At 63.2% G+C, this 13,680-nt stretch carries 12 protein-coding genes; 3 read left to right on the top strand and 9 right to left on the bottom strand.

Annotated elements, in window-relative coordinates; genetic code table 11:
* Window positions 1-9 precede the first annotated feature (9 nt).
* The 7 genes from F462_RS01250 to rnhB form a co-directional block, all read right to left on the bottom strand.
* Complete coding sequence (locus F462_RS01250) at window positions 10-402, bottom strand: DUF1987 domain-containing protein (RefSeq protein WP_038051005.1); 393 nt, start codon at window positions 400-402, stop codon at window positions 10-12.
* Complete coding sequence (locus tag F462_RS01245; RefSeq protein WP_038051004.1) at window positions 402-992, bottom strand: SiaB family protein kinase; 591 nt, start codon at window positions 990-992, stop codon at window positions 402-404. The genes F462_RS01250 and F462_RS01245 overlap by 1 nt, the downstream gene beginning before the upstream one ends.
* Window positions 985-1,713 carry a substrate-binding periplasmic protein gene (locus F462_RS01240; RefSeq protein ID WP_038051002.1) on the bottom strand — a complete coding sequence of 243 codons (729 nt, stop codon included), beginning with the start codon at window positions 1,711-1,713 and terminating at the stop codon, window positions 985-987. Before F462_RS01240 ends, F462_RS01245 begins: the two co-directional genes overlap by 8 nt.
* A 100-nt stretch (window positions 1,714-1,813) precedes the next feature.
* A complete protein-coding gene (tilS, locus tag F462_RS01235; RefSeq protein ID WP_208854114.1) occupies window positions 1,814-3,016 on the bottom strand; it encodes a tRNA lysidine(34) synthetase TilS in 1,203 nt (400 codons plus the stop codon).
* A gap of 76 nt (window positions 3,017-3,092) precedes the next feature.
* Window positions 3,093-4,058, bottom strand: a complete 966-nt coding sequence (locus tag F462_RS01230) for an acetyl-CoA carboxylase carboxyltransferase subunit alpha (protein WP_038050998.1) — start codon at window positions 4,056-4,058, stop codon at window positions 3,093-3,095.
* A 401-nt stretch (window positions 4,059-4,459) separates the two neighbouring features.
* The gene (gene dnaE / locus F462_RS01225; protein WP_038050995.1) at window positions 4,460-7,933 is read right to left on the bottom strand and encodes a DNA polymerase III subunit alpha; all 3,474 of its coding nucleotides are present in this window, start codon (window positions 7,931-7,933) and stop codon (window positions 4,460-4,462) included.
* On the bottom strand, window positions 7,930-8,538 hold the full coding sequence (gene rnhB / locus F462_RS01220) for a ribonuclease HII (protein WP_038050992.1): 609 nt from the start codon (window positions 8,536-8,538) through the stop codon (window positions 7,930-7,932). The genes dnaE and rnhB overlap by 4 nt, the downstream gene beginning before the upstream one ends.
* Window positions 8,539-8,658: 120 nt before the next feature.
* Here rnhB and F462_RS01215 point away from each other — a divergent pair, with 120 nt between their 5' ends.
* The 3 genes from F462_RS01215 to lpxB are packed head-to-tail and all read left to right on the top strand — an operon-like array spanning window position 8,659 to window position 11,967.
* Window positions 8,659-9,660, top strand: coding sequence for a Gfo/Idh/MocA family protein (locus tag F462_RS01215; protein WP_038050990.1), 1,002 nt, complete (start codon window positions 8,659-8,661; stop codon window positions 9,658-9,660).
* A complete protein-coding gene (locus F462_RS01210; protein WP_038050988.1) occupies window positions 9,657-10,754 on the top strand; it encodes a DegT/DnrJ/EryC1/StrS family aminotransferase in 1,098 nt (365 codons plus the stop codon). The genes F462_RS01215 and F462_RS01210 overlap by 4 nt, the downstream gene beginning before the upstream one ends.
* 40 nt (window positions 10,755-10,794) lie before the next feature.
* Entirely contained in the window at window positions 10,795-11,967 is a 1,173-nt protein-coding gene (gene lpxB / locus F462_RS01205; protein WP_038050986.1) for a lipid-A-disaccharide synthase, read from the top strand.
* Window positions 11,968-12,409: 442 nt separating this feature from the next.
* Here the strand turns inward: lpxB and lpxA are convergent, their stop codons facing one another.
* Window positions 12,410-13,192 (bottom strand): acyl-ACP--UDP-N-acetylglucosamine O-acyltransferase, encoded by a 783-nt coding sequence (gene lpxA / locus F462_RS01200; protein ID WP_038050985.1) that lies wholly within the window; start codon window positions 13,190-13,192, stop codon window positions 12,410-12,412.
* A complete protein-coding gene (gene fabZ / locus F462_RS01195) occupies window positions 13,189-13,647 on the bottom strand; it encodes a 3-hydroxyacyl-ACP dehydratase FabZ (protein ID WP_038050982.1) in 459 nt (152 codons plus the stop codon). The genes lpxA and fabZ overlap by 4 nt, the downstream gene beginning before the upstream one ends.
* Window positions 13,648-13,680 lie beyond the last annotated feature (33 nt).

The following is a 13,680-nucleotide window of genomic DNA, read 5'->3' as shown; positions in this document are numbered from 1 at the left end:
AAGGGGCGGTCATGACGAGGGGCACATCCGATAGTCGGCGTGTTCGAAATCTTCGGAAAAGTCCTCACCGAACTCTTCCATGGTCTCGTCATCCTCGTGATAGCACCAGTTGATGCGCACCTGCACCCCCGACTGAGCGGCATCCTCCAGAATCTGGAACATGTTCATCAAGGCCTTTGCGGTAGAGCTGTTGAAATAGATCATCTCGACCGTGAATTCCACCTCGTCGCTGACTCGGTTTTCTATCGCTTGCCGCAATCCTTGGGTCAAAGGGCCATAGAAATTCGCCGCATCCTCCGGATAGGACTCTCCGGAAAGCCGGTACGTACCGGCACCAAAGTCGAACTGCACCGCCGGGGTCCGGTCAGTGGCCTCGTGTTCAATGCTCTCGGCGACTGCCATCAGATATAGGCCTTCAGGACAAAATAGGATTGCGCATCGGAAATATGCTGGAAATCGAACTGGATCGGCTCGCTCGCCCGCCGCGCAATCTCGATCAGGCCGATGCTCCCGCCCTTGCTACCTTCGTCCGGGGGTTCGCGTAGCTTTTCCTTGTAGAAACGCCGCAACTCGGCACTGTCCATACCCGCAAGTTCACGTAGCCGTACGGCTAACGTATCGGCGTCCTTGCGGCCGATGACATTGCCACAGATCACGAAAAAGCGGCCCTGATCCGAGCCTACGGTGATCATCCCGGAGCTCAACTCGATCGGCGGCTCCGCATCATGTTCAATCCGTTCCGCCGAATAGCGGATGATGTTCTGCACCTGTTCGACGAACACCGAGAACACGCGGTTGACGGTCTTGGTGTCGGTCGACTCCAGGCGGATTTTCTGCCGCAGGGCATCACCAAGCGCTTTCAGGATGCCTTCAGAGATGTAGCCGGTAAAAGAGAAGATAATGCCGCGCCGCGACATGTTCTGCTGAAAGTCTAGGACCTCTTCGGCGATCAGGGGCGTCGAATCGGCCCGGGCTTCGGCTGTATCACTCATCAGACTCTCCGTTTCGTGCGAGCACCTCCTTCAGGATCGCCTCATAGCGACCGTCCTCGCGCATGGCGTCCAATTCCTCCTGCATGCGATCGAGGACCTCGCGATCCGTGTCCGGGTGGCAAGCCAGCGACATAACGGTATCGTTGAACGCAAACAGGGAGCGGAGTTCCCCGATCCCTTCCTGCTGGGCATACCATGGGGCCAGGTATTCCCCGCTGACCCAGACGTCGATCCGGTTCGCCGCCAATTTGCGCGCATTGAGGCGGTCGTTGGGCGCCGTATCAACAGGGATGCCCTGTGCCTCGACATAGAGCGCCACCGCATCGTCGCGATATCCGCCAACCCGGTAGCGTTCGAGATCCTCCAGTGACTCGGCCTCTACGTCGGAGTCTTCCAGTACAAACGCATGCCACTGGTTATCCACCAACGGTCCAACCCAGGTAAACAGGTCTTCCCGCTCCTCGGTACGAGTGGTGGAAAACACGCAGGTACCGGCTTCGGACTGGGCCTGGGCATAGGCGCGACTCCAGGGCAGGAGGCGGATTTCGGCGTCTGCATCAGCCGCATCCAGCAACACATCCATGACCCGAACCGAAATCCCGTCCAGTTCACCGGATTCAGTCACGAAATTGAAGGGCGGATAGCTCTCGGTCGTCAGGCTCAGCGAACCGGCCGCCAACGGAGTAGCCAGCAGCAGCACCGTTGCCGCCAGAAAACCCATACCCGTGCGTCGTCCACGTTGTGTCAAAGACCCAGTCACGTGCCACTCACCCGAAACCCCATATAGACGGCCAAAGAATTGTCCGATTCGTGCGGCGTAGTCAACTACGGGCGTGAGCCGATTGCGGCCAGCATACCGCCACGACAACGCCATCCAATTGACGCAAAAGCGGAACCCGGTGACGTTCCCATGGTGGGATGCCACGCTCTTGCATCAGCTTTTTCAGCGAACGATGGCCACATCCGGTCGCAACGACCTCTCCACCCGAGCGATAGCTAACGATGAGGGCTGTCCCCGGATCCACGCCTATGGCGGGGAGGTCTGCGCGCATCAATCGGCGTCCGTCCTCGAGTGTCATGACCTCCTGGTCCGCGGGCCAGGGCCGGTCTGCAAGCGGAAGCGCCTCTTCCGAATCGCTCGAGAAACCCGCGAAAATGGTGTCACGATAGCGGCGCATCCACCCTTCGTCCCACTCCAACGCGGGTGTGGCATCGAGCGCCCCTTCCAGGGTCTGGCGCACAAACTCGCTTAAACGGTGGTGTCCGGGCGGTCGGATCCCGCGTTGGCGCAGCCAGTAACGCAACAGGCCACGCTGCTCCGGCTCGTTCAGACGCCGCAGCACGCGCAGATCCAGCGAATGATCGACGGATGACTGCGCGACCGCGAGCTGCCCCGCGAAGAACTGATCGCGCTGATCCATCGCTTCCTGCTGCCAGTGCGCGCTGCGAGCCAGGCTACCCGGCACATCGAAGCGCTCGCGCAACGCGGGCATCACCTTTTGCCGAAGGAAGTTGCGATCAAAACGGGAGTCAGCGTTCGTGGGGTCGTCATACCACGCGAGCCCGTGGTGGTCCGCATAGGCCGTCAATTCATCACGAGCAAGCCCCAGGCATGGCCGCCCGAGCCAGGTGTCGCCCTCGCGCCGAAGCGCTCGCATGGCCTGGAGCCCCTCTGGGCCGCTCCCCCGCAGGGCTGCGAGCAGAAAGGTCTCGGCCTGGTCGTCGGCATGCTGGGCGGAGAGGATCAGATCGCCCTGCCCAAGTCCCTCGCGCAAAGCCGCATAGCGCGCCTCGCGGGCGGCCGCCTCGACACCCTGCCCGTGTCCCGTCCCCACCGTGACGGTTCGCAACAGGAAAGGGCAGCCCAGAGACGCCGCAACATCACCACAATGCTTGGCCTGACGCGGCGAGTCCGGACGCAGACCGTGGTCAACGTGCATGGCTTCCAGCCCGGATACGCGCAGGCTTGCGGCCACGTGCAACAACACCGTGGAATCCAGGCCGCCACTGAAGGCCACCCGCACCGTCCGGACCACCGGATGATCTTGGAGAAACCCCCTTAGGGCTTCGACAGCGGATTCCGCACGCGCGGCCCGCGGATCAGGAAGGCGTTTCCTGGAAGGCACCGTAATCCATCAGACGCCGATAACGCCGCTCAAGACGCTTGCCCGGGTCCAGACCTTCGAGACCATCCAGCGTCTCCAGCAAGGCGACCCGCAGGCTGGACGACATCGCCTCGGGGTTGCGATGGGCACCGCCCAGCGGCTCCGAGATGATCCGGTCCACCAAACCCAGCTCCCTCAGGCGTTCCGAGGTGATGCCCAGGGCTTCGGCCGCCTCGGAGGCCTTTTCCGCGCTCTTCCACAGGATCGAGGCACAACCCTCGGGCGAGATCACCGAATAGGTCGAGTACTGCAGCATCAACGTCGCATCGCCGACCCCGATCGCCAGAGCACCGCCGGAACCGCCCTCTCCGATCACCGTGGCGATGATCGGCGTATCCAGACGCGCCATCACGCGCAGGTTGCGGGCGATGGCCTCGCTCTGGCCGCGCTCCTCGGCCCCCACGCCCGGGTAGGCACCAGGGGTGTCGATGAAGGTGAGCACCGGCATCCGAAACCGCTCCGCCATCTCCATCAGCCGCAAGGCCTTGCGATACCCTTCGGGCCGCGGCATGCCGAAATTACGGTAGACCTTGTCGCGGGTCTGACGGCCCTTCTGGTGCCCAATCAGCATGACTGGGCGGCCATCAAGACGGGCCACCCCACCGACGATCGCCGGGTCGTCACCGAAGGCGCGATCCCCGTGCAACTCCTCGAATTCATCGAACAGCGCCGGGATATAGTCGAGGGTGTACGGCCGCCGCGGATGCCGTGACATCTGGGAGACCTGCCAGGGCGTCAGCTTGGCGAAAATACTTTCCGTAAGGGACCGGCACTTGTCTTCCAGGCGATGGATCTCTTCCTGGATATTGACCTCGGCATCGTCACCGACATAGCGAAGATCGCGGATCTTCGCCTCCAGTTCGGCAATAGGCTGTTCGAAGTCGAGAAAGTCCGGATTCATGCAGGGTCCCGCGTCGGAAGGATAGAAGTTCAGGAGCGAAATTGTACCCAATTGGTCCGCACTTCGCTGCTAGGGAGACGCTGATTGAATCGCACGTCCGCGTTGGTGCCCCCTGTTTTCCGAGACAAGGCGCGTCGTGCAGCGGGTAGTGGTTCTACCGCGCAAGCGGCGCAACGCAGGATCGGGGAACAGGGGGCACCAAGCCCACAAGCCATTGAAAGCAGGGGCTCGGCCGCCCGTTGTTATCAAAAACGGGCGCGCGCACGGCGTTGCGGCTCCCTTGTGCAGAATGGCTGCACGGAAGTCACCACGCCTTGTTCGCACGCAAAAGCGTCGAGCGCGGACGCGCGATTCAATCAGCGTCTCCCTAGCCGCGGCCAACCGAACGAGCCTTTCCCGCGTCACCGCCCGTAGAGCACCTGTGCCAGACAGTCGGGCCCAAGGGATTGCTGAATGCCACGGAGAAGCCGTTCATCGGGCCGGATGGTCCAGTTCTCGGGCAGGTTCAGATCCGCCTCCAGGCCATCGCGGCGATAGCACAGGTGCACCCGACAATGGCCCTCGCGGTTCGCCTCCATCAACCCACGCAGATGGGCCACTTGCTCCGGCACGACCCCCTCCAAACACAGGTGCAGCGCCCGTGCCCACTGAGCGCGCGCCTCGTCGAGGTTGTACACCACCCGCGCACGCATCCGGACCCCACCGGCGTAATCATCCAGTGTCACCGTACCTTCCGCGACCAAAAGGGAGTCGGGCTCCAGACGATCCTTGTAGGCAGTGAAATCATCATTGAACAGGACCACCTCCGCCCGTCCGCTGCGATCATCCAGAGTCACAATACCCATGCGTCCACTCTGCGTGTTCCGCACTCGGACACCCACGATCAGACCCGCAATCCGCACCGTCTCCTGTTTGCCTCGCCACTTCTGCTTCGGCGACTCGTCCGGGCGCTCCTCGAGCTTCGACTCCAACGCCTGGAGCGTCGTACCCGTCAACCGCAGGAGTTCCGCCCGATAGCGCTCCACCGGGTGCCCGGTCAGGTACAACCCCAGCGTGTCCTTCTCACCGCGCAGACGATCGTCATCTTCCATCTCCGGGAGCGTCTCGCTCTCCGGGATCACTGCAGCGGCGGGATCCCCGAACAGGTCGACCACACCCAGGCTGGCATTGCGCTCGGTTTGCTCGGCCGCGGCCACGGCCATCGGGATATCGTTGAGGAGCGTGGCCCGATTGGCTCCGATTTCATCCAGGGCACCGGCGCGTACCAGGGTCTCGAGCACACGCTTGTTCAGCTTGCCAAGCTCCACCCGCTGGCACAGATCAACCAAACCGTGGAATGTGCCGCCTTCGGCCCGCGCTTTCAGCAGGGTGTCAATCGCCGACTCGCCGACCCCCTTGATCGCCCCCAGGCCGTAGACGACGGTCTGCGCGTCGCGACAGGTAAATCGGTAATCGGACTGGTTCACGTCCGGCGGCAGGACTTCCAGCCCCATGTTGCGACATTCCTCGATCAGCCCGACGACCTTGTCCGTGTTGTCCATGTCCGCAGACAGCACCGCGGCCATGAACGGCGCCGGATAATGCGCCTTGAGCCAGGCTGTCTGGTAGGCGACCAGGGCATACGCCGCCGAGTGCGACTTGTTGAAGCCGTAGCCCGCGAACTTCTCCATCAGATCGAAGATATAGGTCGCGACCCCTTCGTCGACCCCGCGCCCCAGCGCACCCTCGAGGAAGATCTCGCGCTGCTTGGCCATCTCCTCGGGCTTTTTCTTGCCCATCGCACGCCGCAGCAGGTCCGCGCCACCCAGGGTGTAGTTACCCAGCACCTGGGCAATCTGCATCACCTGCTCCTGGTACAGGATGACGCCGTAGGTCGGCTTCAGGATCGGCCCCAGGTCCGGATGCGGGTATTCGACCTGGGCGCGCCCGTGTTTGCGGTCGATGAAGTCGTCGACCATGCCCGATTGCAGCGGACCCGGCCGATAAAGCGCCACCAGCGCGATGATCTCCTCGAAGCTGTCCGGCTGCAGACGGCGGATCAGGTCTTTCATCCCGCCAGATTCCAGCTGGAATACCGCCGTGGTCTGGTAGTCCTTCAGCAGACGGAACGTCTCGAAATCATCCAGCGGAATCGCGTCCAGCTCGATCGCGATACCAGCATCCATCTTGCGGACGTTCTCGACCGCCCAGTCGATGATGGTGAGCGTGCGCAGGCCCAGAAAGTCGAACTTGACCAGCCCCACGGCCTCCACATCGTCCTTGTCGAAGTGCGTGACCAGCGAGCCCCCGTCGTCTTCGCAATACAGCGGCGAGAAGTCGGTCAGCGCCGACGGCGCAATGACCACCCCACCCGCGTGCTTGCCCGCGTTTCGAGTCAGGCCTTCCAACTTCTGTGCAAGGTCGATGATCGCGCGGACTTCTTCGTCCTGATCGTACTGGACCTTCAGGTCCTCGCTCTCGGTCAACGCCCTCTTCAGCGTCATGCCGAGCTCGAACGGAATCAGCTTGGCGATTCGATCCACAAATCCATAGCCATGCCCCAGCACGCGCCCGACATCGCGCACCACTGCCTTGGCCGCCATGGTGCCGTGGGTGATGATCTGCGAGACCTTGTCACGCCCGTAACGCTCCGCCACATAGTCGATGACGTCATCGCGCTTTTCCATGCAGAAGTCGACATCGAAGTCGGGCATGGAGACACGTTCCGGATTAAGAAACCGCTCGAAAAGAAGCTCGTAACGCAATGGATCGAGGTCGGTAATACCGAGTGCATATGCGACGAGCGAGCCTGCTCCCGAACCGCGGCCCGGCCCTACCGGAATCGCGTTGTCCTTGGCCCATTGGATAAAGTCCGCCACGATCAGGAAGTAGCCGGGAAAGCCCATCTGGCAGATCACGTCCAGCTCGCGCTTCAGGCGCGCTTCGTACTCTTCTGTTGGGGCGAAACAGAAACGCTCCAACCGCGCATTCAGACCCTGCGCGGAGGTCTCCCGCAGGTGGTCTTCGACCGTGGAGCCCTCGGGAACCGGGAAATCCGGCAGCACGGATTCTCCCAGGGTCAGGCTGACACTGCAGCGCCGCGCGATTGCGACGCTGTTGGCCAACGCCTCGGGAATGTCCGCGAACAACTCGGCCATCTCGGCGGGGGTGCGCAGGTACTGCGCCTCCGAGTACCGGCGCGGGCGTCGGGGATCGTCCAGCGTGACCCCGTCATGGATACAGACACGCGCCTCATGGGCCTCAAAGTCCTCACGGCGCAGGAAACGCACGTCGTTGGTGGCCACCACCGGAAGGTCAAAGGCCTCGGCCGCCGCCAGAGCCTGTTCGATCCAGGCCTCCTCCCCCGGCCGATCACTGCGGACCAGTTCCAGGTAGAACCGGCCGGGGAAGCGCTGCATCCAGGGCTCCAGATCCTCCGCCAGCAGCGCGCGGGAGGCCCCCGAGCCATTCACGAACAAACCATCGATGCCGCCCGATAACGCGATCAGTCCGTCCGCCGCCGTGTCCAGCCAGGCACAATCCACGCGCGGGATACCCTTCTCCTGGCCTTCCTGCCAGGCGCGAGAGATCAGGCGGGTGAGGTTGCGATAGCCCGGGTCGTCCTGCGCCAGCAGGGTCATGCGTGCCAGGCTGCCGTCCGCACGGGCGTCGCGGATCAGCACATCGGCGCCAATAATCGGCTGCACCCCCTGCCCGATCGCCGCCCGATAAAACTTCACCAGTCCGAACAGGTTGCAGTGGTCGGTCACCGCGACCGCCGGCATGCCCGCCTCCGCCACCGCATGGACCAGCGGTTTCAGCCGCACCAGCCCATCGATCAGGGAATACTCCGAGTGCACCCGAAGGTGGACGAAGCCGTGTTCCACCGCGCTCATGCACCGAACTCCCGTTCGCACAGCTGCGATGCCCGCGCCACCGGTGCGAAGCTTTGACGGTGCTGCGGGCAGGGTCCCAGGCGCTCCAGAGCCTCCCGATGCGCCGGCGTCGGGTACCCGGAATGGCGGTCGAAACCATAGCCGGGGTATTCGTCATGCAAGTCCTTCAGCCAGCGATCACGCGCCACCTTGGCAATGATGGAGGCGGCGCTGATCGCGGGTACCGAGCCATCTCCACCGACAATCGCCTCCGCCGTCCAGGGCCCCTCGGGCGTGAAGCGCCCATCGACCAGAAGATGCCTCGGCGTCACCGAAAGCCCCGCAACCGCACGCTGCATGGCCAGCAAGGTCGCACGGTGAATATTCAGCGCGTCGATCTCGGCCGCCTCAACGCGCCCCAGGGACCATGCCACAGCGTCTGCCCGAATCTGCAGGTCCAGGGATTCCCTGCGTTTGGAGCTTAGCTTCTTGGAGTCCGCCAAACCGGCGCCGGTATAGCCCACCGGAAGGATGACCGCGGCCGCCACGACCGGTCCGGCCAACGGCCCACGACCTACCTCGTCCACGCCGGCGATATAGCGCTGCGCTGCTTCTGTATCGGACATGAAGTCTCCACGACGGTGAACTGCGGGCAATCGCCCGAACGTGACCATGCGCCGCGCCGGGGATCCGTTACAATAGCGCCAAAAATCCTAGCACACCCCCTTCCGGATCCGAGCCTGCCCATGTCCCAATCTCCGCTTCGTTGCGCCGCCATCGGCGTCGGTCACCTTGGTAAATGGCATGCCGCCAAATACGCCGCACTCCCGGACACCGAGCTCGTCGCGGTCGTCGATGCCGATCCAGAAACCGCCGAACGCATAGCGGCCGAACATGGCTGCCGGGCAGAGACGGATCATCGCGCGCTGATTGGGCAGGTAGATGCCGTATCCATCGCGGCACCCACCACCCTGCATTACGCCATCGCCCGGGACTTCCTCGAGGCCCGCTGCCACGTGCTGGTCGAAAAACCAATCACGGCCACGCTGGATCAGGCCGAAGCGCTGAATCGCATTGCCGAACAGCAGAACCTGGTACTGCAGGTGGGGCACCTGGAGCGATTCAATGCTGCGCTCCGGCGGCTGACAGAGAGCCCGCTGCATCCCCGCTTCATCGAATCGCATCGCCTGGCGCCCTACAAGCCGCGGGCGACAGACGTCTCGGTGGTGCTCGACCTAATGATCCACGATATCGACATCATCCTGTCGCTGGTCGACGCCCCGCTGAACGAGATCCGCGCCTCCGGGGCACGCGTGCTGACGGGCGACATCGATATCGCCAATGCCCGCCTTGAGTTCGCCAATGGCTGTGTGGCCAATGTCACCTCCAGCCGTGTCAGCACCAAGTCCGAACGGCGCATGCGCATCTTTCAGTCGCATGCCTATGCCTCGGTGGACTTCCAGAACCGTATCCTTTCGCTGAACCACATTGGCGAACCCGACCCGGAGACCGGCGCTCCGGCCATCCACCGGGACGAAAGCGTCTTCGACGAGGCCGACGCCCTGCTTGCAGAGATTCAGGCATTTGTCGCGGCCGTGCGCGGTCAGGGTCCGGTGGTGGTCAGCGGCCGCGATGGCCAGCGCGCTCTGGAAACGGCCAGCCGTATCACCGACCTGGTGTACGACAACCTCAATATCATGAGCCGGGCCGATGGCCCGCACAGCCACATCGAAGGAGTCAAGCCGTGATCCCGATGGTCGACCTGCAGCGCCAATACCAGACCCTGCGCCCCGAAATCGATGCCGCGCTTCAGGAAGTGCTGGCCGGTGCCCGCTTCATCCTGGGCCCCAATGTGCAAACCCTTGAGGAGGAACTTGCCGGGTATCTCGGCGTCGAGCATGCGATCACCTGTGCCTCCGGCACTGATGCCCTGCATCTGGCACTGGCCGCGGCAGGAATTGGCCCCGGTGACGAAGTCATCACCACGCCGTTCACCTTCATTGCGACGGCCGAGGCCATCCGTTACGTCGGCGCCGATCCTGTCTTCGTGGACATCGACCCGCGCACCTTTAATATTGACCCGGATCAAGTCGAAGCGGCGATCACCGAGCGCACCCGCGCGATCCTGCCCGTGCACCTGTTCGGCCAGCCTGCCGATATGCCACGCCTGCAGGCCATCGCCGAGCAGCACAAGGTGATGATCGTCGAGGACTGTGCCCAGTCCTTCGGGGCATCCATCGACGGCGTACAGACGGGCGCCGGCACGGCCTTCGGCTGCTTCTCGTTCTTCCCCAGCAAGAACCTGGGCACCTTTGGCGACGGTGGACTTGTGACCACAAGCTGCCCGTCCTCCGCGGAGACGCTGCGTCGGCTGCGGAACCACGGCTCCAGCGTGCGCTACTACCATGATGAAATTGGCTACAACAGCCGTCTGGACGAGATGCAGGCCGCGATCCTTCGCGTGAAATTGCCGCACATCGATACCTACAACGCGGAACGCCGCCGCGTCGCCGCCCGGTATCGCGATGGCCTGGCCGGCCTGCCGGTCGAGGTCCCCTTCGAAGACGGTATCGGAACGCACGTGTACCACCAGTACACCCTGCTCACCGACCACCGCGACGCCATCATGGAGGCCCTGAAGACCGCAGATGTGGCATGCGCGATCTACTACCCGGTGCCCCTGCATCAACAAAAGGCCTTCGCCGATCTTCCGAACCGGCCGGAAACACTGCCCGTAACGGAATCCGTGGCGGAGCGCTGTCTGTCGCTCCCGGTCTTCCCGGAACTCGAGGACGCGACCATCGACATGATCTGCGCGAAGATCCGCGACGCCCTCGCATGAGGCCACGTCGCCCTGCGCCCGCGAGGGCCCTCCTCCAGCAATGACGCAGCATGTGGTGATCTGCGCGGGGGAGAGCTCCGGTGACGCACTTGGGGCCGGGCTCGTCCACAAACTCTCCGACTTGGAACCCGGGCTTCGTTACACCGGCATGGGCGGCACACAGATGCGGGCCGCCGGGGTCGAAACCCTCATCGATGTCGAAGAGCTCGCCGTAGTTGGGCTGGTCGACGTCCTGATCAACTACCCGCGTCTGCGCGGTCTGTTCCGCCACATGTGCGCCCATCTGGAGGCCACACGCCCGGACCTCCTTGTGCTGGTGGACTACGTAGAGTTCAACTTGCGCCTGGCGGAAAAGGCCCGGCGGCTCGGCATTCGCGTCCTGTTCTATGTCAGTCCGCAGCTGTGGGCCTGGCGCCCGGGTCGGATCAAGCGCATCAAGCGCAGCGTGGACGCCATGGCCGTCCTGTTTCCGTTCGAGACCGAACTCTACGAGACCGAGGATATCCCGGTACGCTACGTCGGCAACCCACTTGTTGACCGCGTCAAGCCCACCGCCCCCCCAATTCGGGAACGGCTTGGTCTCGCATCCCAAACACGCCTGGTCGGCCTATTACCGGGCAGCCGCAGTGGCGAACTCAAGCGCCACTGGCCGTTGCTGGTCGCGACGGCGCGCCGCCTGCGGATCTCTCACCCCGACGTCGCCTTCGTGGTATCTCTCGCGCCCGGCGTGACCAGCAAGCGACTCACGGCCCTGGCCGAACCTGACGGCCTCCCGCTGCATTCTGTGAACGGCGACGATGCTACCCATTCGCTCATGGCCGGCGCCAACCTGCTGCTCATCGCATCCGGTACGGCCACGCTCGAGGCCGGCTTGCTGCGCGCCCCCATGCTGGTGTTCTACCGCATGGGGGCGCTCAGCCACGCGGTCTTCTCGCGCCTGGTGCGGCTCAAGAACATCGCCCTCGTGAACATCGTGGGGGGAGACCGCCTGGTACCGGAATACCTGCAGAGCGAGGCCAGCGCGGAGCGATTGGCCACCGATGCCGAACGGCTTTTGGATCAACCGGAGGCCCTGGAGGCCATGCGCGAACGGCTCACGCGAGTCCGCGAACGCCTGGGAGACGGCGGCGCCGATCGCCGCGTCGCCGAGATGGCGCTCGAACTCCTCCACCACGGCCACCTCCTGACGCCCGACCACCAGAAGACCCCTTAGCTCGCTGCACCGCTGCCTTGATTGCACCACAGAGGACACGGAGAACGGCAAGGGCGATTCACAGGAAGAATGGAAGAGACGAAGAAATTCAGGTTCATATGCCTTAAGGAAACGGCTCTTTCAGGTGGGCGCTTGCGGCAATCACAATGCCAATTCGCCATCACCGGCGTATACCCCCCAGGGGACCGACAACGCCGAAAAATCCGTCATCGCGAGTCGCGAAGCGACGCGGCGATCTGCGAGAACGCCCCGGTTACCCTAGCGATTGCCGCGCTACGCTCGCAATGATGACCCAAGATCACCCAGATGCATCCGAGTCTTCCAGGCCCTCTACCAATAACCCCTTCCTGCCTTCCCACCTTCCTGTCAATCGCCCTTGATCTTGACCCGCCGTGCTCTCCGAGTCCTCTGTGGTGAAACAAAAGGGCCCTGGGGTGCTACGTCAGTGGGGGCGGCCGCCGCGGAGGATGCCGCGGCGGCTGCCGCGCACGAATCCGATCAGGTTCCGGACCTCGGGGACCTCGGTCTCGTCGAACATCGTATCCAGGTGACTCTCGCGTCCGGCGCGCCCGCGCATGCCCTGGATGAAGACCCGGTGCAGCGCCTGGATAGCCTCATTCGAGAAGCCGTTGCGCTTGAGTCCCACCTTGTTGATCCCAATCAGCCGGGCATAGTTGCCGCTCGCCAGGCAATACGGCGGCAAATCCCGATTGAGTGCGGCCCCCATGCTGGTAAAGGCATAGGTGCCCACGCGACAGAACTGATGCACCAGGGTAAAGCCGCCAAGCGTTGCGTTATCCTGAATCTCGACGTGACCCGCCAGCGAGGTCGCGTTGGAGAAGATAATGCCACTGCCGATCGTGCAGTCGTGCGCGATATGCACATACGCCATGATCAGGTTGTCGTGGCCGATCACGGTCTCGCCCAGCCCCTTCTCGGTACCGCGGTGCAGTGTCACCGACTCTCGAATGACATTGCGATCGCCAATCACCAGACGCGTGGGCTCGCCACGGTAGCTCGTATCCTGAGGCTCCTCGCCGATCGACGAGAACTGGAAGATGCGATTCTCTCGACCGATCTCGGTCGGCCCCTTGATGACCACGTGCGAGCCAATCTTTGTGCCCGCGCCAATCTGAACGTTCGCCCCAATCACCGAAAATGGACCGACCTCGACCGAACGATCGATCTCGGCGCTCGGGTGAACATCGGCCCGCGGATCGATCACGGCTGGATTTCCTGGCCAGAACACATCAATTGCGCCGTCGCACAAACATCCTCGCCCACCCGGGCGATGGCGTCGAACCGCCATATACCGCGAACGGTCCGTTTCAGGTCAACCCGAAGATGCAGTTGGTCACCGGGGACGACCGGGCGGCGAAAACGCGCCTCGTCGATCCCGACGAACAGGTAGAGCTGCTGTTTGTCCTGATTCTCGTTCCGGGCCTCCTCGGTCTTGAAGGCGAGCAGGCCGGTCGCCTGCGCCAGGGCCTCGAGAATCAGCACGCCGGGCATCACCGGCTTGATGGGGAAATGCCCCTGAAAATAGGGTTCGTTGATACTGACGTTCTTGATACCCGTCAGATAGGTGCCCGCCTCCCACTCAAGCACCCGATCCACCATAAGGAATGGGTACCGATGCGGCAGATAGCGCATGATCTCCTGGACGTTGAAGTCATCCACGCAGATGTCCTTTCTCTGAGACTTGTTATGCCG

The sequence above is a fragment of the Thioalkalivibrio sp. ALJ1 genome (genome assembly GCF_000745395.1).
GTDB lineage: Bacteria > Pseudomonadota > Gammaproteobacteria > Ectothiorhodospirales > Ectothiorhodospiraceae > Thioalkalivibrio.
The sequence above is the reverse complement of the archived record's forward strand: the minus strand, read 5'-3'. Positions and strand labels throughout refer to the sequence as shown.

Coding starts and splice junctions, on each gene's coding strand:
- F462_RS01250 (WP_038051005.1), bottom strand. CDS start 402: ATGGCAGTCGCCGAGAGCATTGAACACGAGGCCACTGACCGGACCCCG.
- F462_RS01245 (WP_038051004.1), bottom strand. CDS start 992: ATGAGTGATACAGCCGAAGCCCGGGCCGATTCGACGCCCCTGATCGCC.
- F462_RS01240 (WP_038051002.1), bottom strand. CDS start 1,713: ATGGGTTTTCTGGCGGCAACGGTGCTGCTGCTGGCTACTCCGTTGGCG.
- F462_RS01230 (WP_038050998.1), bottom strand. CDS start 4,058: ATGAATCCGGACTTTCTCGACTTCGAACAGCCTATTGCCGAACTGGAG.
- dnaE (WP_038050995.1), bottom strand. CDS start 7,933: ATGAGCGCGGTGGAACACGGCTTCGTCCACCTTCGGGTGCACTCGGAG.
- rnhB (WP_038050992.1), bottom strand. CDS start 8,538: ATGTCCGATACAGAAGCAGCGCAGCGCTATATCGCCGGCGTGGACGAG.
- F462_RS01215 (WP_038050990.1), top strand. CDS start 8,659: ATGTCCCAATCTCCGCTTCGTTGCGCCGCCATCGGCGTCGGTCACCTT.
- lpxB (WP_038050986.1), top strand. CDS start 10,795: ATGACGCAGCATGTGGTGATCTGCGCGGGGGAGAGCTCCGGTGACGCA.